Origin of the sequence: Blastopirellula marina DSM 3645, from assembly GCF_000153105.1 — a bacterium.
GTDB lineage: Bacteria > Planctomycetota > Planctomycetia > Pirellulales > Pirellulaceae > Blastopirellula > Blastopirellula marina.
In genome coordinates, this window is record NZ_CH672376.1 from 1,652,123 (window position 1) to 1,673,352 (window position 21,230).

Sequence of the window (21,230 nt, forward strand, 5' to 3'; positions counted from 1 at the left end):
CTCTTGGGTCGACGGTCTCTCTTTCGACTTCAATATTTGCAGAGATGCGTTTTTTGCGCACTGGACGCGCAAGTCAGCCTTTCCCGCTGGGAGAGCGTTGAGATGGGAAACTAGAGCGATTCGTCGCTACGAACCAACCAAGACGGGCCGATAGTGGACAAGCTGAACTTCGTCGCCATCATTCTGGTCGCCCTGTTTACGGCTATTGCGTTCTACGTTGATCTGACGTCGGGTAAATTACCAAATTGGTTGACCATGCCGGCGCTGCTGATCGGCCTGTTGTTTCAGTCCGCAGTCAACGGTTGGGGCGGGCTCCAGCATGCGTTGCTGGGGGCTTTGGTCGGATTTGTGCTGCTGTTTATCTTGTTTATTATCGGGGGCGGCGGCGGCGGAGACGTCAAGTTTATGGCCGCTTTGGGCGCTTGGTTCGGGCCGATCCTGATTTTGCTTGTGTTTGTCGCCAGCGCCGTTTTAGCGCTAATCATCACCATCGCCATTTTCGTGGGGAAGATGATGTTTCGCGCCAAATCGGACAACGCGGAGCCCGGTGAAACGGGGGACTCTACCCAGAAAAAGTTAGACATCGCTCGGCAGACGATCCCCTATGGAGTTCCAGTTTGTCTGGCTAGTTGGATTATTCTGTTGCTCAAGCTGGCGACCCTGTTAAAACCGCCCCTGGATAACGCCTAGGTTGCCCCAATCCCACCGAAATGTGGTGTTTCTAGCATGAAATTCGCCGCTTGTAATTAAACTAAGTACCAGATCACTACTTCGGCACAACAGGAGGTTGTACCGCTGTCTCGGCACGGATCGCCGCTGAATTCAGATTTCAAATCAGCAAACGATCGCGTAAGCGGAGTGAGCAGCAATGTCTTCTTTGAGTCCTGGAACCTTATTGTTGGGCGTTGTCGCCGTCATGTTCGGTTTGTTGTCCGCTTATGTGGTCCGCAAGAATATGATGAAAGAAACGCCGCCGGTGGTTGAAACGACAGCACCGCCCAAAACGTTTGTCGTTCCGAAAGCGGCCGTCAATCTGCCGGCTGGCCGTACGCTGACGCTGGGCGATGTGGTGATCTATCAGTACACCGAAAAACAGTTGGAAGAGCAGCCGCTGCCCACCGGCTATATGGTGAACGCCACCCAGATTATCGGCCGCACGCTGCGTCAAGAGCTGACTGAAAAGTCGGTCTTTACGCCTGACATGTTCTATCCCGAAGGAACCGGGCCCGGCATCGTGCAAAATCTTGGAGCTGGTCAACGTGCGTTTACCGTTCGCATTGAATATGACGAAGCGGTGGAAGGATTCGCTCGCCCCGGCACCAAAGTCGACGTGCTCTTTCGCGCCGAAGCGGATCCGGAAAACGAACTAGCCGAAACGACGGTCACATTGCTGCAAGACGTCAAGGTATTGGCGTTTGACTCGAGTCCTTCGGCGCTGCATCCGATCGTCAATGAGCAGTCGCAACGACTACGCATGCGTGAATACGCGACCGTCACTTTGGCCGTGCTGCCGCACGAAGCGACCAAGCTGCAAGTCGCCGACGATCATGGAACGTTCGCACTCGCGCTGGTGCCGCTGGACGGAGAAGTCGTTTCTTATAACGGTGCGCCGCGGACGTTGGCCGAACTGCTTGATCGCCGTCCGCCGTTGCGCCAGATGATGCGGGTCTATCGCGGTGGGCAAATCTCGGAACTGGAGTTCCGCCCGAACGTCGCTGGACGGGACCAACTGTTCCGCGCTTCGCAAACTTCCGGCGCCGTTGAAGCTGCGGCGGAAGTCGCCAGCGCCGACTAAGCGTATCTCCTCCCCCCAACTCTCTTCGTAGGCTACCGCGCGATGATCATGCCGAACCACGCCGCGCCCAATCGTAACATCGACCAGGCGGAAATCGAATTCCAGCGTTTGAAGACGTCGCTCCATGAAGAAATGGTCGATTCACTCGATCTGGGCGCCGTCACCAACCGCAACGAAGAAGCGATTCGCGGCGACATCCGCAATCTGTCGAGCAAATATTGCCAGCGCAAGAATCTCAAGCTGGACGCCGAGACGCGTGAGCGACTTGAGAAAGAGCTCGACTACGAACTATTCGGCCTCGGGCCGATTGAGCCGTTGATGCACGATCCGACCATCAGCGACATCCTGGTGAACGGCGCCCGCGAGGTTTATATCGAGCGATTCGGCCAGTTAGAATTAACCGACGTCATCTTCGCCGATGACGCCCATGTGCTGCGGATCATTCAGCGCGTGGTGGGGCGCGTCGGTCGGCGGATTGATGAAGTCAGTCCGATGGTCGACGCTCGCCTGCCGGATGGATCACGTGTGAACGCCGTCGTCGCGCCGCTAGCGCTGGGCGGACCCAAGTTGTCGATTCGCCGGTTTGGCGTCGAACACTTGCATCTAGCGAATCTGATCGCGACCGACTCGCTCTCGCAGGAGATGGCTGATTTTCTCCAAGCGGCCGTCGCTTCGCGAATTAGTTTTTTGATTTCCGGCGGTACAGGCGCCGGTAAGACGACGTTGCTCAATGCGTTGTCGACCTACATTCCGCACGACGAGCGAATCGTTACGATTGAAGACTCGGCCGAACTGCTGCTGCAGCATCCGCACGTCTTGGGGATGGAGACGCGGCCTTCCAACGCCGAAGGCGCCGGCGCCGTCACGCAGCGTGACTTGGTTCGCAATAGTTTACGCATGCGGCCCGATCGAATCATCGTCGGTGAAGTTCGCGGCGCGGAAGCGCTCGACATGTTGCAAGCGATGAACACCGGGCACGAAGGGTCGTTAACGACGATTCACGCCAATGATTCTCGCGACGCGCTCGCTCGACTCGAAATGATGGTCGCGATGACCGGCTTCGAATTGCCGGTCAAAGTCATCCGCCAATACATCGCCACCGGGATCAAAATGGTCGTCCATGTCTCGCGATTGAAGGGGGGCGTTCGCCGCGTTACCCGCATCGCTGAGATTCGCGAAGTGAACGAGAATGGGGACTACGTGCTGGACGACATCTTTGGATTCCGCCAAGAGGGACTCGACGAGCAAGGACGCGCCAAAGGTCGTTTCTACGCAACCGGCTACTGGGCCCTTTGTCGCGAACGTTTCGCCAACGCTGGCGTCGAGTTTGACGACGCCGTCATGAAGAAACACGAATCTGATTTGATCTACGCGAAGTACTTGAACTCACGCGGCGAAGTCGCCCAGTCGAGCGACGAGTCAGGCTTGCTGGATCTGGCTGCGGACGCCGACATGCATGACGCCGGCGGCGATCCAGAGGAGGGTGCGTAGTGTTCGATAATCTCGATCCAAATATCGTCGCGCTGATCATCTTCGCCGGAGTCGCTTCGGTCGCGGCCTTCGTTTTTCTCGCCGTCAAGGAATTGGCGTTTGGCGGAGAAAGCGGAGCGACCGTTTCGACAGGGCTACGGCAATTTCCGCCGCGCCGAGCTGCGGAAGAAGGAGCGTCGATCGGCCAGTTTGATAGTTGGTTGACGCGTACGCTCTATCTGTCAGGTCTCGATTTCGGCCCGGGGATGGCGGTGGCGCTGATGATCGCCGTTGGTGCGACTTGTGGAGTCGCCGCGTTTGTCATCACCGAAGACCCGTTGGTGACCGGCCTGGTGACGGTGCTGGGGATCTTCGCCTGTCTGGGGGTTTTGATCTGGATCAAAAATCGTCGACTGCGGGCCTTTCAGGATCAATTTCCCAGCGCGCTGGAATTGATCGCGCGAGCGGTTCGAGCCGGCGAAAGTTTTGAACAAGCGATTCAACTGGTCGGCGAATCGAGCGAAGATCCGATCGGCGTCGAGTTTCGTCGTTGCGCCAAGCAACTGGATGTGGGGCTGTCGGCGCCGAAGGCGATGGAAGGAATGGCGGATCGCGTCGAACTGATGGACGTCAAGATTTTCGCCACCACGATTAGCGTGCATCGCGAGTCTGGCGGGGCGCTGCCTGAGACGCTCGATCGGTTGGCGGCGGTGATTCGTGACCGCATGGCTTACCATCGACAACTGCGCAGCATTACCAGTTCAGGGCGGATGTCGGCGACGATTATCGCGCTGCTCGCTCCGCTTTTGCTTGTCTTCTTCTTGCTGTTTCAACCCGAATATTTCAGCGAGTTCTTCGCTCACCCGTGGGGGCGTTACTTGCTGTTATTCGCGCTGGTCAGCGAAGCGCTCGGTTTGTACTTCGTCTATCGCCTGGTGCGAGCCGACTACTAGGCGACTGGCCGATTTGTAGAGAGTATCTCATTTATGATGAATCCCGCACTGCTTATCGTCGGCGCCTTTTTTGGCGTCACCATGCTGATCTATCTCGCGGGGCGCTTGTTGCTGTCTTCGGATCGGAACAAGCCTAGTGAGATGCTGCATCCCGGCGCCAAAGGATCGATCGGACTGGGAGGCCTGACCCGCGCCTTCGCCGGCATCCTGCCAAAGTCGAAGCAGTCGTACGAAACGCTGCAAAAAGATATGGTCAAAGCCGGCTACTATCATCGCGACGCCGCCGACGAGTTTCTGGCTGTGCGGAACGCGGCGCTTGTCGCGTGGGTCTTTTTTGTCGGCGCAACGTTGATCGCGTTGGCGGACGCCAACGAAACGACGACGCAATTGATTCTGATCGTAAGCGTGGCGGTTTTGATTTTGATTTTTGCGATTCCTCGCGTCATTATCAGCTCGCAAGCTGCGGCGCGCGTCAGTCGGATTCAACATGCTTTGCCCGATGCGCTCGACATGATCACGATGACGACGACCGCCGGACTGCCGCTGCAGAAGTCCATCAAGCGAGTCAGTGACGAGATGGTTCGCTCGCACGAAGATTTAGCGTGCGAATTGATGATTCTCGATCGCCAAGCCGAGACCGGTTCGCTGGGCCAAGCGATTCAGAATTTCGCCAAGCGATTGGAAGTGCCGGAAGTCAACGCGCTGGCGAGTTTGGTGACCCAGGCTCAGCGCATCGGCGGCAGCGTGGCCGGCGCATTTCGCGATTTCGCCGACAGCATTCGACGTTCGCGTCGTCAGTTGGCCGAAGAGCGTGGCAACCAGAACTCGATCAAGCTGCTGATTCCGGTCATCTTCTTACTTGCGCCGCCGGTTTATATCTTACTGCTCGGCCCTTCGGTGCTGCGGTTGCAAGACTTCATGGGCTCAGGCAGAGAGTCGGGCGGCATTTTGGATCAATCCTCGTCGGCGGGGCCGCCGAGCGCCACGCCTAATCGATAGCGTCTGTCTATTCGCTACGCGGAGTATCCCGCAGCGTGTTCTCGGCGAAACCTAGTCGCGAGGCTGCGTTGGGATTCGCGTTCAGACTTCTCCGGATGTGACTAGTCTGCAGCGAAGGGGGAAGCGACATGATCTGCGGATAGTGCAGTCCCGACTTGCTGGTCATCGACGATTCGACCTTGGTCTCAAGCGACGCTTGTCCGGCGTCGGCTACCTGCTGTTGCGTCTCGATCGAAGCGGCAGCGGATGATTTCTCCGTCATGAACGAAGCGGGTGCGACTGCATCGGACGAGAGCGTCGCGATCGCTTGCTCGGTCGGCGCTGTTGGTTTCGCCGCGATCGCTTCGTTGACCGAAGCGGCGACGACATCCGTCTCCGCTTGTCGTAGATTCTTCGCAACGCGATCGGCCGATTGCTTCTCTTGATTGCCTGGAATGCGATCGACCGGCTTGACCGTCCCGCGTCTGCTGGCGATCTGCACCAAAGCTTGGGCCGCTCGTTTCAACTCAGGGTCCAGTTCCAGAGCTCGGTGGTAGTTTCTTTCGGCGGTTTCCAGATCGCCCATTTGCGATTGGATGAAGGCCAAGTTGGCGTAGGCTTCTCCTTCGTCGACGGCAAGCAGGAAGTGCTTCAGGCTTTCGTCGTAACGCTGAGATTCTCCCAGAATCAAGCCGAGATTGTTGTGAGTCGAACGGTAGGAAGCGTCGACGGCCAGTGATTTTTGGAAATATTGTTCGGCGGTTTCGGTTTCGTTTTGCAGGTAGTGCAAATAGCCGTAGTCATTATAGAACTCGGCGGAACGAAGTCCGGCCGCTTCCGCCGTCTGAAAGTACTTGGTCGCTTCGTCGTGCAGCCCGCGCTTCGCCGACATCACGCCCAACCGGTGGTTGGCGACGACATTGTCCGGCTGGTGTTTCAGAATCGAATGATAAATGCGCTCCGCTGATTCCGTCTTATTTTGACGTTCGGACAGCCGCGCCAGACTCAGCTCTTGGTTAAAGTTCGTCGGGCCTGGTCGGACGGACGAAAAGAGACCGCCGTTGTGAGTCGAGGCGCAACCGACGCACGCAATCGAAACGAGCACAGCGAGTGGAGCGTATTTATTCATGATGTTGACTATCGTTTGCGTTTGAAGTCGCGCGTTCAAATCAATGGGGAAGGACGTGGTCTGGAGCGATTAAAAGAAACCGCCGCCGCCGCCGAATCCACCGCCGCCGCCAAAACCACCCCCGAATCCGCCGCCAAAACCACCGCCGCCGCCGCGACCGCCATTGCCAAGGCGAGAGCGTCCATAGGCGGACGCCGCTTCCTGAGCGTTCAAGCCTTCGGAGAAGGAAGGAGCGACGACGACGCGATTCTCGGCGTCTTCAACTCCCATGTGAACGAGCGCCGCGACTACGACCTGACGCCGTCGTTCGTCGACTTGGGCGTTGAAGTGGACCGGATACTTGTAAGTGCTGCGAGGATCGACGCTCGTTTGATTGCGTTCGACGACGACCGGGAAGCCGACCCCTTCTTTCAACTTCGCGGCGATTTGCTTTACGTGATCTTCGCCATAGTCGTTGAGCCTCCACGATTGAACGTCGCGGATTTGTTCTTCCGGCTGGCTGGCTTCAAACTCGTGCATGTAAATCACAAACTTGGCCGCTTCGGCGTTTTCTTCCTGCGCCGCATTCATCTGATCGACGACCGTTCCGAGCGGGGGAAAGGGCGCCGGTTGGATAATGCCTCGTTTTTGACAGCCAGTCAGAGCACCGAACATGACGACCGTCAGGCCGAATCCAGCGACAATGTTGCGGCGTTTTTTCATAGGGAAAGACCCTCGGTTGGCTTTATGTGGGATAGTAGGGCGACATGAAACAGCGATCGGCGGAAACTACTGGGAGAAACCAGCCGGACCGTGCATGTAGTACCCTTCGCTTTCTTGGAATTGACCGCGACATTTGCGGGCCTGACGTTCGGCTCGCACATGTTCAAAATTCTCGTGATGGATCTGGTGCCGATAGCTGGGCCAGACCGTGCTGCGATAGTCGTAGCCAGGCAAGCCTTCGATTTGCTGATGCAGAAAGAATTCTTTGTTCGTCGGTTCGGTCACTTCCATGCCTGGCAAGTACAACGGAACCTGATCTCGTTCCATCGGATGAACCAATTCAGGACTGACCAGGATGACCAGTTCGGTTTCGATTCGCTTGGTCGTTTGACTGCCGAAGGCGGCGCCGACGTAGGGGATGTCGCCTAGCAAGGGAAGTCGTGACCGCGAGGCCTCTTGTTCGTCCTGGATCAAGCCGGCGATCGCCAACCATTGGCCTTCGCGAAGATCAACCGTCGTGACGGCTCCACGAATATCAAGACCCGGCACTCCGTCGACGCTCAAGCTTTGATTGATCGAGCTGACCGAAGGAGCGACCGACAAACGAATCATGTCTTTGTCCATGACGGTCGGCATAAATTGAACTTGCGTACCGAACCCACGGAACGAGGTGCTGACCGCTCCGATGCCGCCGACTCCTACTGCCGTCGGTACGGCGAATTCGCCACCGGCGATAAAGCTGGCCGATTGTCCGCTCAACGTCATCAACGTCGGTTCGGCCAAGATTTTCGCCGAGCCGTTGCTGCTGAAGGCGCGAATGAAGAGCTCAACGTCGCCGCCGTCCAAGATGGCGGACAAGTTGCCGGCGCCGCCCATGATCGTGTGGGCGATCGAGAACGATTCTTCCATCACGGAAAAATCCATTCCTAACTCGCGGGCCGCTTGCCGCGACAACTCAGCCACGCGAACTTTCAGCATGACCTGTTGTTCGCCGGGAACTTCCAACAAGTTGATCAGTGAGGTTGTTTCCAGGTCTTCCGCGTCGGGCAAACGGGCCACAGAGCCGACGTTCACCGTGCCGCTGCCGCTGATATTGCCATTTTGATTGACTGCCTGGTCGCCGATGACCGCCAAGATTTCGGCCGCTTCTTTCGAGTCGCGAGCTTGACCGCGAACGATCAACTTGTCAGCGATCGGAAAGAGTTGCACCCGACTATAGGGGAACATCTCGTTGATGTGCGCCTGAAGTTTGCCGTATTCGAGATCAGCGCGGTTGTCGTCGTTCGATACGATAATCAAGTATCGCAGCGTCGAGACCGTGCCATCGGCGTTGTTGAACCAGAGCGTCATGGTCGTCTGGCCAACCGCAGAGCCGATCACTTCCATTTCTGTGGGTGAGAACTCGTTGACCTCAACGACCGCCGGATTGGTGATCGCTACGCGAAAGACGGGGGACTTCGTTCTTACGATCTTCGATTGCGAGGTCATAAGACTGAAAATCAATTCTGGCTCCAGCACCTCATCAATCAGATCGAATTGCTTTTGGAGCGTCGCGGCATTCGGGCTGGAAAGCTGTTCGAGTTGGTTGGGGGCCGGCAATATTTCCTGCGCCTGACCAAACGCGATGCCCCCTGCCGAGAGGATCATCGCAAGTGTTGCGAGAGCGGTGCTGAGATTGCGCATTGTCATCCTATTTATCTTTTGTGGTCGCCGCCGCCGTTCTGTGACGAGCAAAACCTTGCCTTTTTGCAAAGTCACGATGATCGGCAATAGTCTCACTTTCGGAAAAGTCACCTAAGTCAGTTCAGTTCCGTTGGCAAAATCTAACGATTTTGATCATTTATCCAGCGGTCTCAGAGCGGTGGCGGTCCGAAGCATTGCTAGCGTTGCGCTTAAGAATGGTGAGACAGGTAATCTAGATGCAGCGTAGAAGACTGTGAAAGCTTTTGCGATCGCTCTGATTTTTATGAGACAAAGCGAGCAGACGTCCGACGTTAATAACAAGACGCGATCAAAATGGCTGGATTGCGTCGGTCTCTCGACGTTCATTCCTGGAAAGTAGCGGACGATGGTACAACTCACCTTTCTTGTTGCGATAGCTGCCGTCTCAGCAAGTCCTGGTCACGGCACGACGCGACATCTGACTCCGCCTTCCTTGCGGACGCCGGAAGCGGCCCAAATCGCCACCGACGACGTGGGGACTGGCGCACTGCAGCAGGTGAAGTACAACGCACCGCCGGTTGGCCAAGAACCGATGGTTCAGTATGCTGAGCCGATGCCGGTTCACACGGGAGAAACTTCGGTTCTGCGTTACGACGCGGCGCCGCTCAACTACGGTCCTTCCGAAGCTTACTACGATCGCACGTCGCGCCGCAGCGACGACTACTACCATCGTTGCGAACAGCATGCCGGCATCTGGTCGAAGCACTGTTTGCCCAGCCCGTGGTGCTGTCCAGGCAACATGCGTCAGCATTTTCCTTATGATGCGACGCCTCACTTCTATTACTACTTTCGCCCTTACAACGCGGCTCAAATTGCGCCGCAGCAAGCCGTCGCTGAGTCTTGGGTCGCCAATCCGCGGTTGCCTTACGCCAACGGCGTGTTTGACGAAGTCTATCGAGAATTCGACGCCAAGTTTGCTCCGCCGGTCGAAGCGATCGATCCCTTGGTTCCGTAACAGGACAAGTCTCGCCTAGAGCGCCAACCAAGCCCCGTCGTCGGTACGGGGCCTTTTTATGCGCCTCGCTCGAAAACCTTGCTGCCGTTACAATCACATTTGCGTGGGGCGGCGCCGCCCCACGCGCGACCCGCGCCGCTGCTGTCAGTAGGAATGCGATGGAGTGCACAAGAATTCTGGGGATCGACCCAGGGCTGAACATCACCGGATATGCAGTGATCGAAGTCCAAAATCGCCGCATTCGAATCATCGAAGCAGGCGTCGTCCGCGGTAAGACGCGCGGCTCGTTGCCGGCCCGTGTTCGCGAGATCTATGACGGCGTGCGCGACGTGATCACCACGCTGCAACCGCAGACGATGGCGATCGAGCAACTTTATTCGCATTACGAGCGCCCCAAGACGGCCATTATTATGGGGCACGCTCGCGGCGTGCTTTGCCTGGCGGCCGAACAGGCCGGAATGCCGATCCACCATTACTCGGCGACGCAGATCAAAAAACTGCTGACCGGATCGGGCAGGGCGCCCAAAAACCAGGTGCAACTCTCGGTGCAGCGCGAACTGAGCCTGCCCGAAATCCCCGAACCGCCGGACGTTGCCGACGCTTTGGCCGTGGCGCTGTGCCACTATTATCTGGCGAGCATGCCGACGCAGGTTGCGTGACCGCGCCGATATCCTCTAAAACCTTGGTTTCGCCTTCGACTGCGCCACCAGGAACCGATCCTTGATTACCAAAATTACGGGCAAAGTGACTTCCGTCAGCGAAGCGGTGCTAACGCTCACCGTGGGCGCTTTCGAATATGAAGTTTTGATCCCCGAGTTCGTGCGTCGGCAATTGCAGAACCATCTCGGCGAAGAAGTCGCGCTGCACACGATCGAATACCTCGAAGGAAACCCTCAACAGGGGCGCCTGACGCCGCGCATGATCGGTTTCTCGGATCGGATCGAGCGGGAGTTTTTCGAGCTGTTTTGCTCGGTCGATGGGGTCGGCGTCCGAAAAGCTTTGCGGGCAATGGTTCGTCCGGTCCAAGAAGTCGCCTCGTTGATCGAAGAACAGGACACAAAGGGACTTTCGGCGCTGCCAGGCGTTGGTCCGGCGACCGCCGATCGAATTGTCGCCAAGTTGCGCCGCAAGGTGCCGAAATTCGCTTTGCTGGTCGGTCGCAGCGAGCTCGGCGAAGATATCGCGCCGCGCGATGTGATTTCTGAGACTTTCGACGTGCTCCGTTCACTAGGGCACAGCGAGAGCGACGCGCGCCGGTTGATCGATGCGGCGCTGGAAGAGAAAAAGAAGTACAAAGATGTCGAAACCCTGCTGCAAGCCGTCTATCAGTTGAGTCATTCGAGCTAACCCCACACCGCCGAGTCGACACGCCGCAATGTCCTCTGCCGAAACTCTCCCGGAAGAAGAACTGGTCGAACCGCTCGTGGACCACGTGGTCGATGCGGACGTCGTTCCCCCTGCCGGGCATCCCTGTCCGTCTTGCGGCTGTCCGGTTGAGCCCCAAGACAAGTTTTGCCCTGCTTGCGGAACGCCAAGCGAAGTGGTCGAGCCGATCAAGCCTGCGGGGCGCGGCGCTGATCAGCACAAATTTTTTCAGTGTAACGCTTGCGGCGCCAAGGTGAACGTCTCGATCGACGAGCGGGCGTTTGTCTGTCCCTTTTGCGACTCCAACTACGTCGTCGAGTATTCGCCTGAGGAGATCGGACGCCAGCGGCCCGAGTTCGTGATCGGCTTTGGCGTGACGCCAGAGCAGGCCGAAGCGCGTTTTCACGCTTGGATCACGGATAATCAATGGTATCGCCCTGGCGATTTGCACCTGGCGAAGATCGCTGAAAAACTGCGCGGCGTCTACCTGCCGTTTTGGGGATTTTCGATGCTGGCCGAAAGCCGTTGGTCGGCGTCGATCGGCGAGTATTGGTATCGGACCGAAACGTACACCACGATGGAAAACGGCAAGATGGTGACGAAGACGCGCACCGTCACCGAGACCGAGTGGTGGCCGCTGGACGGCCAGCATCATGAGTACTACAGCGGCTATTTGGTATCGGCCAGCAAAGGGTTGCAACAGACCGACGCCGATCAGATCAAGCCGTTCAACCTGCCTGCGCTGAAACGATACGAGCCGTTCTATCTGGCCGGGTGGAGCGCCGAAGAGTATTCGATCGAAAAAGAACAGGCGCACGAGATTTGCAAGCAAGAGTTCTATCGACGCGAGCAGCAAAACATCGCTTCATTTTTACCCGGCAACACGCATCGGAATTTGGTTGTTCAGACAAATTTCAGTCACGAAAACTCCGATCTTTGTCTGCTGCCGGTTTACTTGCTCAGCTATCGCTATCAAGACAAGTTGTATCGTTTTCTGGTCAACGGCCAGACCGGTAAGATCGTCGGCGACAAGCCGATCTCGTGGCGGCGGATCGGCGCCGTGATCGGCGGCATTGGGGGACTTCTCCTCTTGCTTGTGGTTATCATCCTGATTCTCAAAGCGTTGTATTAGTCATTGCATGAGCGACCATCTCGAAAAATGCGTCATTTGCGGCGCTCTGATCGACGAAGAGGATCTCTTTTGCGCGAACTGTGGGACCGAAGCTCCGCATCGTGAAGGGCAGACGGCTGATAAGTCGACCACTTCGACGCTCAGTTTTGATTGCCAAGGTTGCGGCGCTTCGATGAGTTACTCGGCGAAAGCAGGAACGCTACGCTGTCCTTTTTGCGGCAGCGAAAAGCTGATTAAGAATGACGATCATAAGACCATCGCGCCCGAAGCGGCGATCGCCTTTGCGATCACGCGCGATCAAGCCGAGCGTTTGATGCGCAGCGAATTGAAACAGGGGTTCTGGCGCCCAGGCGATCTGTCGAACGCGGCCATCCTCGAAAAGATTACGCCGGTCTACGTTCCGTTTTGGGTGTTTCAGGCGCAGGTCTTTAGCAACTGGACCGCCGATACTTCCGACCTGCCGTATGGCGCAGCAGGCGAATGGCGACCCGTCTCTGGTCAACATCGCGCTGAATATCAAGGTCTGCTCGTTGGCGCCAGCGGAGCGCTGACGCCGCATGAGACCGACGCCGTCGGACCGTTTCATCTCAGCGAAGCGGTTGAGCCGCAGACGATCGATTTTGATGCGTTCACCGTCGAGGATTTCAACGTTTCGCGAAAATATGCGCGCCCCTACGCACGCAGCGGTTTGGAAACGCTGGAGTGTCAGGCCTGTGACGTCAAGTTTGTTCCGCCGCGCAGTCGAAATGTCAAAGTCAATTTGCGCATCCAGGATATGTCAAGCGAGCCGATGCTGTTGCCGATCTGGATCATGGCCTATCGCTACAAAGACAAAATCTTTCGCTTCCTGATCAATGGCCAAACCGGCAAGACCTTTGGCCAGGCGCCCGTTTCTTATGCGAAGCTCGGCGTCGCCGTTGCGGTGACGATCGGCGTGGGACTTGCGATTGTCGCACTGATGGCCCTGTGTGCAGGCATCGCCGGGCGATAACCGAATTTGGCGGTCGAATGTCCCTGATCCGCGCTTCTTACGCGTTGGTTGTTAGTCCCCCATTCTCGACGGCAGGGGGCCATTACTAACCACCTTCGGGAGCGGGCCATGACTGATCGGCGTCAAGATTACGCCCAGGCGATCGACTTCGCGTTGCAAGCCTTCCAGCAGTGGAGTCAACAGGGATATGTGACGGCCAATCACCAGAAGGCGATTTTGCAACATTATCGCCAACTGATCGACAATCCACTGGCCGTCCCGCCAGATGATTTGGCTTCGCCAGAATCGGACGAGGCGCCCCAGAGTCTGCCGCAAGAGTTCCGTTATCGCACCTTTCTTGATCAAGAGATCCAGCGACACTTGCAGGCGGGACGAATTACTCTGTATCAGGCGCAGGTTTGCCAACGCGAAAACCGTACCCGCGGCCGCGAAGTGCGCGCCCAACTTGAAAGACAACCGCGACCCGCCGACGATGACGACAGCGAGCTAGAACCGCTCATCGCCGAAGCGACTGCAACGGCCGAAGTGGCCGAAGCGCCGCGACGCGGTTTCTTAGAAGTCGCCTTAGATCCAAAAACGTTGCAATATCTAATGGCGCTCGGCGGCGCGCTGCTAATGGTTGGGCTGGTCATCTGGCTGGCGACCATCGGTTTCTTTGATGATCCGTTGACCGTGGCCCTGCTGTTGGGCGCCGGAAACCTGGCGATCTTGTTAAGCGGTTTTGGACTGATTCGCTGGTCGAAATTTCAAACCGCCGGTCGCGGCGTGGCGCTGTTGTCCTGCTTGTTGATGCCGCTGCATCTTTGGTTCTATGACGCGCAAGGATTGATTGTGCTTGACCAGGGAGGACATCTCTGGATCCCGGCGCTGGTGATCTGTCTGCTGTATGTGGTCATGGCGCGGCAAGTTCGGGATGCGATCTTTGTGTATGTGGTTGTCGGCGGAGCGACATTGACCGGGCTATTGATCCTGGCCGATCAAAACGTCGCTCAGTTTTGGGAAGGAGCGGCCGCCGCGACGTTGCTGATGGGGATCGCCGCCGTCGCGATTCACGCCGAGCGCGCCTTTCCACCGGATGAGGGAGATTTCAGTCGCGACAAATTTGGTCGCGCCAGTTTTCGCGCGGGACATCTCGTCTTGCTTGGCGCCGTGTCGATCTTGATCGGCTGGTGCGCCGCGACCTGGCTGTATCAGCCGCTGCTGGTCAACGTTTGGCGAGACTGGTTCCATGGTCCGTTGACCTTTGCCCGACCGCCGCTGGCCGAACACTTCGGCTTGAAGTCGCTCGCGTTGGCTTTGACGGTGGGTGCAATCTATCTGTACGCCTATTCTCATCTGGTCGTTCAGCGCAGCGGAAAGTTTTTGGCGGCCGCGATCATCGGCTGTTTCTTCGCCGAGTTCGTCTTGATCGATCTGCTGCCGATTGAGATCTCGCCGGAAACGCTGATCCTGGCGATGTCCTTCACGTCGCTGCTGATTAATGGAATTCGCTTATTGCTGGTTCGCTCGACCGAAAACGAAGGCTCGAAACTGATCAACCTCCGTTCGGCCCAAACGGTCACGCATGCGTTGGCGGTCGTGCTGCTCGCGGCGCCGCTGGCGATTGGAATCTATCAGTACCTGCGAATCGAATACGGTGACCCTCACGCCGCGTGGACGTGGGCCTATGTGATCGCGATGGTGGGAACCGCCGTCGCGTGTCGCTTTGGCGCTCATGTCGCGCTGCAAGATGAAGGAGAGGCCGAGCGCGTTTACTTCGTAGGGGGCGCGTTGTCGGTCATGCTGGCGACGGTCGGCGGTTTGGCGCTATATGGATTTCAAGCTTGGTACGTCACCGCGCCGATCATGATGGTGATTCCGGTCGCTTATCTGATTGCGTCTCGCTTACACCAACCGCGGGCCGCCAGCGGATTAGAGATCGCCGCGCATCTGGCGACGGCGACGTTGTTGCTCAAAGTGATGGTATCGTCGTTGGAACTGAAAACGGAACTTGTCCTGACGCCGATCGCCGGCGGTTCGCTTCATCTGCAACTAGCGATCTTTTTCGCCGAGGCTTGTTTCTTCTATCTGTTAGCGGCGCGACTACAAAAGCGGGCCTTTGGCGTTCACCTGGCGAGCGTCGCCGGAGCGCTGGCCGCTTGGCAAGCGTTGTCATACGCCGACGTTGGCTTTGCCGCCTACATCGCTACGTTTGCAGTCGCGGGTCTGATGCAACTGGGGCTCTATCGCTGGGGAATCGCCGATCGCAACGCGGCGAGCGGCGCCTCGTTGGCGTTGTTTCAAAGCGGCAACACGCTGCTGACGCTGGCCGGCGCGGCGGGTATTTTGTTCGCTTTCAATCGGTTGCCGTTGCGCGTTTTTGACGCTCAGATCGTCGGTTTGCTGCTGGGGTTGATCGTCGCGTCGGTCATCGCGGCCGGTCTGATCTCCGCCGCCGCTTGGCGCCGCGGGTACTTTGTGTTGGCGATTTGCCAAACGGTGACGCTAGTCTTGTTTTGTGCGGCGTCGAGTCAACTGTCGATTCATCAAAAGGTCGAAATCGCCGCGACGGTGATCGGCGCGTTGATGCTGATCGCAAGTCATGTTGGTTGGGCGCGCGAAGCGGGTCATCAGCGAGAGGAAGTGTCGGTCGGACTGTGGCTCGGCAGTCTGTTGTTCGCCGTGCCGATGACCGTGGCGCTCTTGTGGCGTCGTTTTCAATTTTCCCCGGATCTGACGGCCTGGGGAATGTTCCATGAGATCGGCGTGTTGGCGATCGCGCTGGTGTTGGTCGGCGTCGGTCTGGTCTGCCGCGTTCGCGGCACCACCATCAGCGGCGCGGTGGCGATGCTGCTTTATTTCGGCACGCTCCTCTGCTACGTGCAATTGCCGGGCATGCTGCAAAGCGTGGCCGTTTATATGATGATCGGCGGTGGAACGTTCTTTGCGGTCGCTTTGATGCTAAGTCTGTACCGCGACACGCTGCTCGCATTGCCGCAGCGAGCCCGGCAGCGTGAAGGGCTGTTTCAAGTGTTGAATTGGCGATAATCAGCGTCGAGGATGCAGTCAATCGAGCTTTTGCCTGAAAACGAAACGCCGCTGTCCGTCGTCATAACGAAAGAGAAGACCCCACTTTCACGAGGTTCCACGGAGATAAACATGTTTACCCGTCTATTGCTCGCACTTCTTTTATCGGCGGTGATTGCTCCGCTGGGGATGGCGACCGAATTGGAAGTAAAAGTGCTGCAAGAATGGTCCGGCAAAACGCCCAACAACTCGCTGAAGAGTCTGGCGCCAGAGTCGGGATTTGTCACCGCTACGGAGCAATGGAAAAAGCTCTGGACCGCTTGGCGCCCGGGTGAAGAACTGCCGAAGATCGATTTCACCCAACAAATCGTCCTCGTGGGCGTCGTGGATGGGCCCAATCAAGTCATGCTGCGACCAACGATGCAGATCGAAGAAATCCGCTTTGTCACCGCCGGCACGAGAATGGCAGGCCCCGGCTTTGGCTACAAACTGGTCGCCGTCAACAAAGCCGGCGTCAAACGGGTCAACGGCCAGCCGATCAACGCCGCGTCGGCCAGCGAAGGTTCGATCCAGGTCACCGTGATCGGCAAGCTGCAAACCGGACTTGTCGCCATCGGCGGAGAAACGACCGGAACAACGATTACCGCAAAGGGAATCACCTGGGAGTTGGAACTGGGCTCCAGTGAAGAGTTGCGCAAGATGGCCGAGACGTTGGATGGCAAGCAGGCGAAAGTCACCGGCAGCTTAGAGCGGCGAGCCGGGGTAGAAGTCGCCGAGCGCTGGATTGTGACGGTGAAGAAGTTGACGGCAGCGGGGGCCAACTGATTGGGCGTAAAGTAACAACCGGCAAGACTGGGCTGACCATAAGGGGGGCTTAGTCTCTTTTCGTCGCTAAAAGAGACTATCGACCTTATGATCTAGAATTTTAAGATTCCACCATTCTATGGGGAAAATTAGGTGTTAGTGGTTGTTTCTCGCATTCCGACGAACTAAAAATGGAGCTATTGAGAATCAGTGTCAATAAATTATTGGCAATTATGCTGATTCAAATATCCCACCAATAGCTATTAGCCAGCCTCTCGCGGGCGAGCCAACGCTCCACTTTGTCGTCGCAACCGGCGATCAACCAGCGAGAGTTCCTCTGATGCAAATCTCTACAGCAAACACCAAACGCAGCGGCTTTACCCTGGTCGAATTATTAGTTGTCATTGCAATCATCGGCGTGTTGATTGCCTTGTTATTGCCTGCGGTGCAACAAGCCCGCGAGGCGGCCCGGCGGATGCGGTGCACCAACAATCTGAAACAGCTGGGACTGGCGATCCATAACTATCACGATGTCCTGGGCTGCTTTCCGCTAATCGGGAGTCTGGGAGGGACGCCGGTATCGGCGCCGGAGCGCAGCGCCTTTGTCGCTCTGCTTCCCTATCTGGAGCTATCGAATCTAGAAGACCAATACAACTATGACGAGGCCTGGCATCATGCTGATAATCTTCCGATTGCAGCAAGCGTTCCCGAAGCGCTGGTTTGTCCGTCTGCTCCCGGCGGGGGAGAGCAAACCGTGGCCGGTTCGGCGACTTCCGACTACGCCTACTGCTACTCACCTTTCAACGCCGCAGATCAATACAATGCGCCCGGCAAGTCCTTCTTTCAGTACAACGACAAGATTGGCTTTCGCGATGTCACCGATGGTTTGACCAATACGATCTGTATGTATGAGTCAGCTGGTCGAGCCCATTGGTGGGCGAAAAACCAGCAAGAGCCGGGGGGCGCATCGACGCCGACAATCTATACCGGCTATGGAACCAACTATGGTGAAGAGCGGGAAGCTTGGACCTCCAATGTGCTGGGAACCTACTTCGCACCGGTACTGGTCACGCCGCCGATGACCGCAGGAGAGGAACCGACGATCACGCTCTTTGCCGGTTCAGAAGTGATGAACGTTACAAATCTCTACAGCGCACCGTACGCTTTCCACCCCGGTGGAATGAACATTCTGTTGGGGGATGGTTCGGTACGGTTCGCACCCGAGACGATCAATCTCGACACCCTCTGGGCGATGACCAGTTGTGCCGGCGGCGAGGTCGTCGGCGAGTACTAGTCCGCTCTGTCTTCATGCATTGATATCGCGTGAGGTTTATTCGCCAAACACTCAACTCCCTGGTTCAATGATTACCATGAATCGTCCTTCACCCGCACGATACGCAGTGATGTCTGCGACGGCGCTGGCCCTGTTCGGTTGGAGTCTTGGTTGCAGCTCGAAAGAGGAGTGGCACTCGGATTTGGTTCCGGCCGTCGGCAGCGTCACGGTCAACGGAGAAATCCCCGCCGGCGCAATTATCAACTTGCATCCGGTTAAAGGGGATATCGACAAGCGTGCGTCGCGTCCTTCCGCTTTGGTGGCCGCGGATGGGACTTATACGTTAACGACGTACGAATATGGGGACGGAGCGCCTCCGGGTGAGTACAAGTTCACCATCTTGTGGCCGCAAGATCCCAAGCTGGGAGGACTCTCGCCCGACCGCTTGGGACGGGTTTTTGCGACGCCGACCGTGACGCGTTTGACGGTTACCATTGCGGATGACGGCAGTCCGATTGAGCCGGTCATCATCGACAAAGCGAAGATCACCATGAGCGCTCCGCGACAATCGGGTAAAGTCGGCCCCGGTCCTGGTCTCTGAGGGGCAGCCGTGGTGCGTCTGGCGGAAATGTTGGACGCGAGACTTCATTTCGTCCACTCGCTGAAATCGAATTCGACAAAATTATGAATGTCCGTCTCCGTCGTCTCTGGCTCATCGTCCATCGTTGGTTGGGACTTACCTTCGGTCTCGCGTTTGTGCTGTTGGGACTAACCGGCAGTCTGCTGGTTTTTGACCATGCGATCGACGAATGGTTCTTCCCCCAGTTGCTGCTGACAGAAGGTTCCGGAAAGCCGAAGACGCTGCAACAGGTCCTGGCTGCCGCGGACGCCGGATACCAGGGGGACTCGACCGGCCAGATTTCTAAGGCGCTGGTCGTTGGCCATCCGCGGGTAGAAAACGGCGTCTGGCCGGTGTTGTATCGCGGCGGAACCAAAGGATCGCCCGAGTTTATCGTCGTTTATGTCGATCCCTACACGGCGCAGGTCACGGGGCAACGGACCTTTGGAACCGACCCGATGGGAATCATCTACAGTCTCCACTTTCGCCTGTTGGCCGGAATGTTCGGCGGCTTAGCCGTCGGAGTAATTGGGATCCTTGTGTTGGTGTCGCTGCTGAGCGGCATCGTGCTCTGGTGGCCGTTAATCAAAGGAGGCTTCCGCGCTGCGCTCGCGATTCGTTCCGGAAGTCGATTTAACTATGACCTCCACAAGACGACGGGGATTCTCTCTGTCCTTTTTTTGCTGGTGATCACCTTTACCGGCGTTTATATGGAACTGCCGTTCGTCATCAAGCCGGTTCTCGAAGTCGTCTCCGAAAAGACGTCGCCGCCCAAAGATTTGAAGTCCGCCGATGCAGAAGGACGTCAGGCAATGACCGCGGACGAAGCGATCGTCGTCGCGAACAAGCAATTTCCGACCGCCGTGTACGATCACCTGCATCCGCCGGAAGGGGAGGCAGGCGTCTACGAAGTCGCGTTTCGCCAACCGGGCGAAGTGCAAACTTCGTTCGGACGAACCCAGGTTTACCTAGATCAATACTCTGGCGAGATCCTCTTTACGCATGCTCCGCAGACATTCACTGCAACCGACACGTTTGACGCCTGGCAATTCCCACTGCATAACGGCGAAGCCTTCGGAATCGTCGGTCGCTGGTGCGTCGTGGGGCTGGGGATCACTCCGGCCATTCTTTATGTGACTGGATTTCTGCTGTGGTATCGCCGCCGCTCAAAGAAGCGGGCCAACGCCCAACAGAAGAAGGTTGCCGCAACGCAGAATCGGCCGGTCGCGGTTTCTTAGACGGAGGTCGCTCTAATTTGGGGCGTGAAATTGGACGATCTCCGCCATTACGACACAGCAGATCTGGAGAAAGCCGTCGTTCTCGGCGCCAAGACAGATATCGCTCCGAGTTCGACCCTCAAAAAAATCACTCGCCAAGAAACAAAAAAGGACCCGCGTCTCAGACGCAAGTCCTTATCTCAACAGCCTTTTCGGCTTAAAGCGGAGGGCAAGGGAGTCGAACCCTCAACCCGTTGCCGGGCGCCTGATTTCGAGTCAGGTTGCTAACCATTCGCATACCCTCCAGGGCAAGTCCCTTAGTTTACCGTCGGACGTCTGAGAGACAAGTCCGCTCCCCTATCGGTTCGTCTGGGGCAAATGGGGGCGATTCGTCTCATCTTGAAACAGTTTCTGATCAAGTTGTCCGGTGGTAACGCTTAGCTAAGACGACGAGCGTTTGATTTTGCTGTTCAATCGGTCCTGATATTCTTCGTGCGTTTGTGCGGATTTGGACGGATTGAGACCAGTCTGGCGGGGCGCCTGTCGGTAGTAGCACCCAGTTACTTGAGCAAAACTGGCCGAAAAGTGACCAAAATTGAGAAAATCTGGCGTTTTGGTCACTTTTTGCCGGTTTGGTTTGTCGTTTGCTTCTACAGACCTTTCGCTCAGGCAAGGTAAATGGATTTCCCCTCTGATTCTTCCAAAGGAGCCTAGATATGTTGGTACTGACACGCAAACCTGGCGAAACCATCCGCATCGGCGACGACATCGTCATCACCATCAGCCAGTTGAAGGGTGGTCGAGTTCGCATCGGGATTGACGCACCGCCTGAGATGGGGATTCGCCGCGGCGAGTTAGAAGTGCGAGACGAGAAGGACGAGCTGCCGGCCGCGATTCCGTTCTATTCGCACGCTGGATCGCATCACGAGAATGCGTATGTCGGCTAGTTCTGGCCCAGACATTTCCGTGAGAAAAGCAGTCGCATCACCAAGCCGGGTGGTGAGACGCCTATCGTACGCGTTGTGCCGCTTGTAGCCGATAATCTCGGTTTAAGTCCTTGGCCAGAAAACCTTTGTCTCTGCTAGCAACTCGTCGATAACTATCCTTGTCGCCACAGCG

19 protein-coding genes and 1 tRNA gene are annotated in these 21,230 nt (G+C 57.0%); 16 read left to right on the top strand and 4 right to left on the bottom strand.

The window, feature by feature from the left end; genetic code table 11:
- Positions 1–153 precede the first annotated feature (153 nt).
- From DSM3645_RS27935 to DSM3645_RS08600, 5 genes are all read left to right on the top strand, one after another.
- A complete protein-coding gene (locus tag DSM3645_RS27935) occupies positions 154–690 on the top strand; it encodes an A24 family peptidase (protein ID WP_002651726.1) in 537 nt (178 codons plus the stop codon).
- Positions 691–868: 178 nt separating this feature from the next.
- Entirely contained in the window at positions 869–1,795 is a 927-nt protein-coding gene (gene cpaB / locus DSM3645_RS08585) for a Flp pilus assembly protein CpaB (RefSeq protein ID WP_040351710.1), read from the top strand.
- Positions 1,796–1,837: 42 nt separating this feature from the next.
- Positions 1,838–3,286, top strand: coding sequence for a CpaF family protein (locus DSM3645_RS08590; protein ID WP_002651728.1), 1,449 nt, complete (start codon positions 1,838–1,840; stop codon positions 3,284–3,286).
- Entirely contained in the window at positions 3,286–4,218 is a 933-nt protein-coding gene (locus tag DSM3645_RS08595; RefSeq protein ID WP_002651729.1) for a type II secretion system F family protein, read from the top strand. The genes DSM3645_RS08590 and DSM3645_RS08595 overlap by 1 nt, the downstream gene beginning before the upstream one ends.
- A gap of 33 nt (positions 4,219–4,251) precedes the next feature.
- The gene (locus DSM3645_RS08600; RefSeq protein ID WP_002651730.1) at positions 4,252–5,217 is read left to right on the top strand and encodes a type II secretion system F family protein; all 966 of its coding nucleotides are present in this window, start codon (positions 4,252–4,254) and stop codon (positions 5,215–5,217) included.
- A gap of 7 nt (positions 5,218–5,224) precedes the next feature.
- On the opposite strand, the gene DSM3645_RS08605 is transcribed toward DSM3645_RS08600, so the two are convergent.
- The 3 genes from DSM3645_RS08605 to DSM3645_RS08615 all read right to left on the bottom strand — a co-directional run bounded on the left by DSM3645_RS08605 (position 5,225) and on the right by DSM3645_RS08615 (position 8,716).
- Entirely contained in the window at positions 5,225–6,325 is a 1,101-nt protein-coding gene (locus DSM3645_RS08605; protein WP_040351711.1) for a tetratricopeptide repeat protein, read from the bottom strand.
- Positions 6,326–6,394: 69 nt separating this feature from the next.
- Positions 6,395–7,027 (bottom strand): hypothetical protein, encoded by a 633-nt coding sequence (locus DSM3645_RS30880; protein WP_002651732.1) that lies wholly within the window; start codon positions 7,025–7,027, stop codon positions 6,395–6,397.
- Between the two features lie 66 nt (positions 7,028–7,093).
- Positions 7,094–8,716: a type II and III secretion system protein family protein gene (locus tag DSM3645_RS08615; RefSeq protein WP_002651733.1), complete on the bottom strand. Its 1,623-nt coding sequence runs from the start codon at positions 8,714–8,716 to the stop codon at positions 7,094–7,096.
- Between the two features lie 379 nt (positions 8,717–9,095).
- Between DSM3645_RS08615 and DSM3645_RS08620 the strand changes: the two genes are divergently transcribed.
- From DSM3645_RS08620 to DSM3645_RS08665, 10 genes are all read left to right on the top strand, one after another.
- Positions 9,096–9,704, top strand: coding sequence for a hypothetical protein (locus DSM3645_RS08620; protein ID WP_040351712.1), 609 nt, complete (start codon positions 9,096–9,098; stop codon positions 9,702–9,704).
- A 158-nt stretch (positions 9,705–9,862) separates the two neighbouring features.
- Complete coding sequence (gene ruvC / locus DSM3645_RS08625; protein ID WP_237564781.1) at positions 9,863–10,363, top strand: crossover junction endodeoxyribonuclease RuvC; 501 nt, start codon at positions 9,863–9,865, stop codon at positions 10,361–10,363.
- 61 nt (positions 10,364–10,424) lie between these two features.
- The gene (gene ruvA / locus DSM3645_RS08630) at positions 10,425–11,051 is read left to right on the top strand and encodes a Holliday junction branch migration protein RuvA (protein WP_002651737.1); all 627 of its coding nucleotides are present in this window, start codon (positions 10,425–10,427) and stop codon (positions 11,049–11,051) included.
- A 28-nt stretch (positions 11,052–11,079) separates the two neighbouring features.
- A complete protein-coding gene (locus DSM3645_RS08635) occupies positions 11,080–12,201 on the top strand; it encodes a zinc ribbon domain-containing protein (protein WP_002651738.1) in 1,122 nt (373 codons plus the stop codon).
- Between the two features lie 7 nt (positions 12,202–12,208).
- Positions 12,209–13,192: a zinc ribbon domain-containing protein gene (locus DSM3645_RS08640; RefSeq protein ID WP_002651739.1), complete on the top strand. Its 984-nt coding sequence runs from the start codon at positions 12,209–12,211 to the stop codon at positions 13,190–13,192.
- Between the two features lie 108 nt (positions 13,193–13,300).
- Positions 13,301–16,219 (top strand): hypothetical protein, encoded by a 2,919-nt coding sequence (locus tag DSM3645_RS08645; protein WP_002651740.1) that lies wholly within the window; start codon positions 13,301–13,303, stop codon positions 16,217–16,219.
- Positions 16,220–16,330: 111 nt separating this feature from the next.
- Positions 16,331–17,023, top strand: coding sequence for a hypothetical protein (locus DSM3645_RS08650; protein ID WP_002651741.1), 693 nt, complete (start codon positions 16,331–16,333; stop codon positions 17,021–17,023).
- Between the two features lie 319 nt (positions 17,024–17,342).
- Positions 17,343–18,296 carry a DUF1559 domain-containing protein gene (locus tag DSM3645_RS08655; RefSeq protein WP_002651742.1) on the top strand — a complete coding sequence of 318 codons (954 nt, stop codon included), beginning with the start codon at positions 17,343–17,345 and terminating at the stop codon, positions 18,294–18,296.
- 76 nt (positions 18,297–18,372) lie between these two features.
- The gene (locus tag DSM3645_RS08660; protein WP_131282349.1) at positions 18,373–18,876 is read left to right on the top strand and encodes a hypothetical protein; all 504 of its coding nucleotides are present in this window, start codon (positions 18,373–18,375) and stop codon (positions 18,874–18,876) included.
- 83 nt (positions 18,877–18,959) lie between these two features.
- Complete coding sequence (locus tag DSM3645_RS08665; RefSeq protein ID WP_002651744.1) at positions 18,960–20,132, top strand: PepSY-associated TM helix domain-containing protein; 1,173 nt, start codon at positions 18,960–18,962, stop codon at positions 20,130–20,132.
- 202 nt (positions 20,133–20,334) lie between these two features.
- Here the strand turns inward: DSM3645_RS08665 and DSM3645_RS08670 are convergent.
- Positions 20,335–20,416: transfer RNA gene (locus DSM3645_RS08670), tRNA-Ser, on the bottom strand.
- 411 nt (positions 20,417–20,827) lie between these two features.
- Between DSM3645_RS08670 and DSM3645_RS08675 the strand changes: the two genes are divergently transcribed.
- Positions 20,828–21,058, top strand: coding sequence for a carbon storage regulator (locus DSM3645_RS08675; protein WP_002651745.1), 231 nt, complete (start codon positions 20,828–20,830; stop codon positions 21,056–21,058).
- Positions 21,059–21,230: the final 172 nt, after the last annotated feature.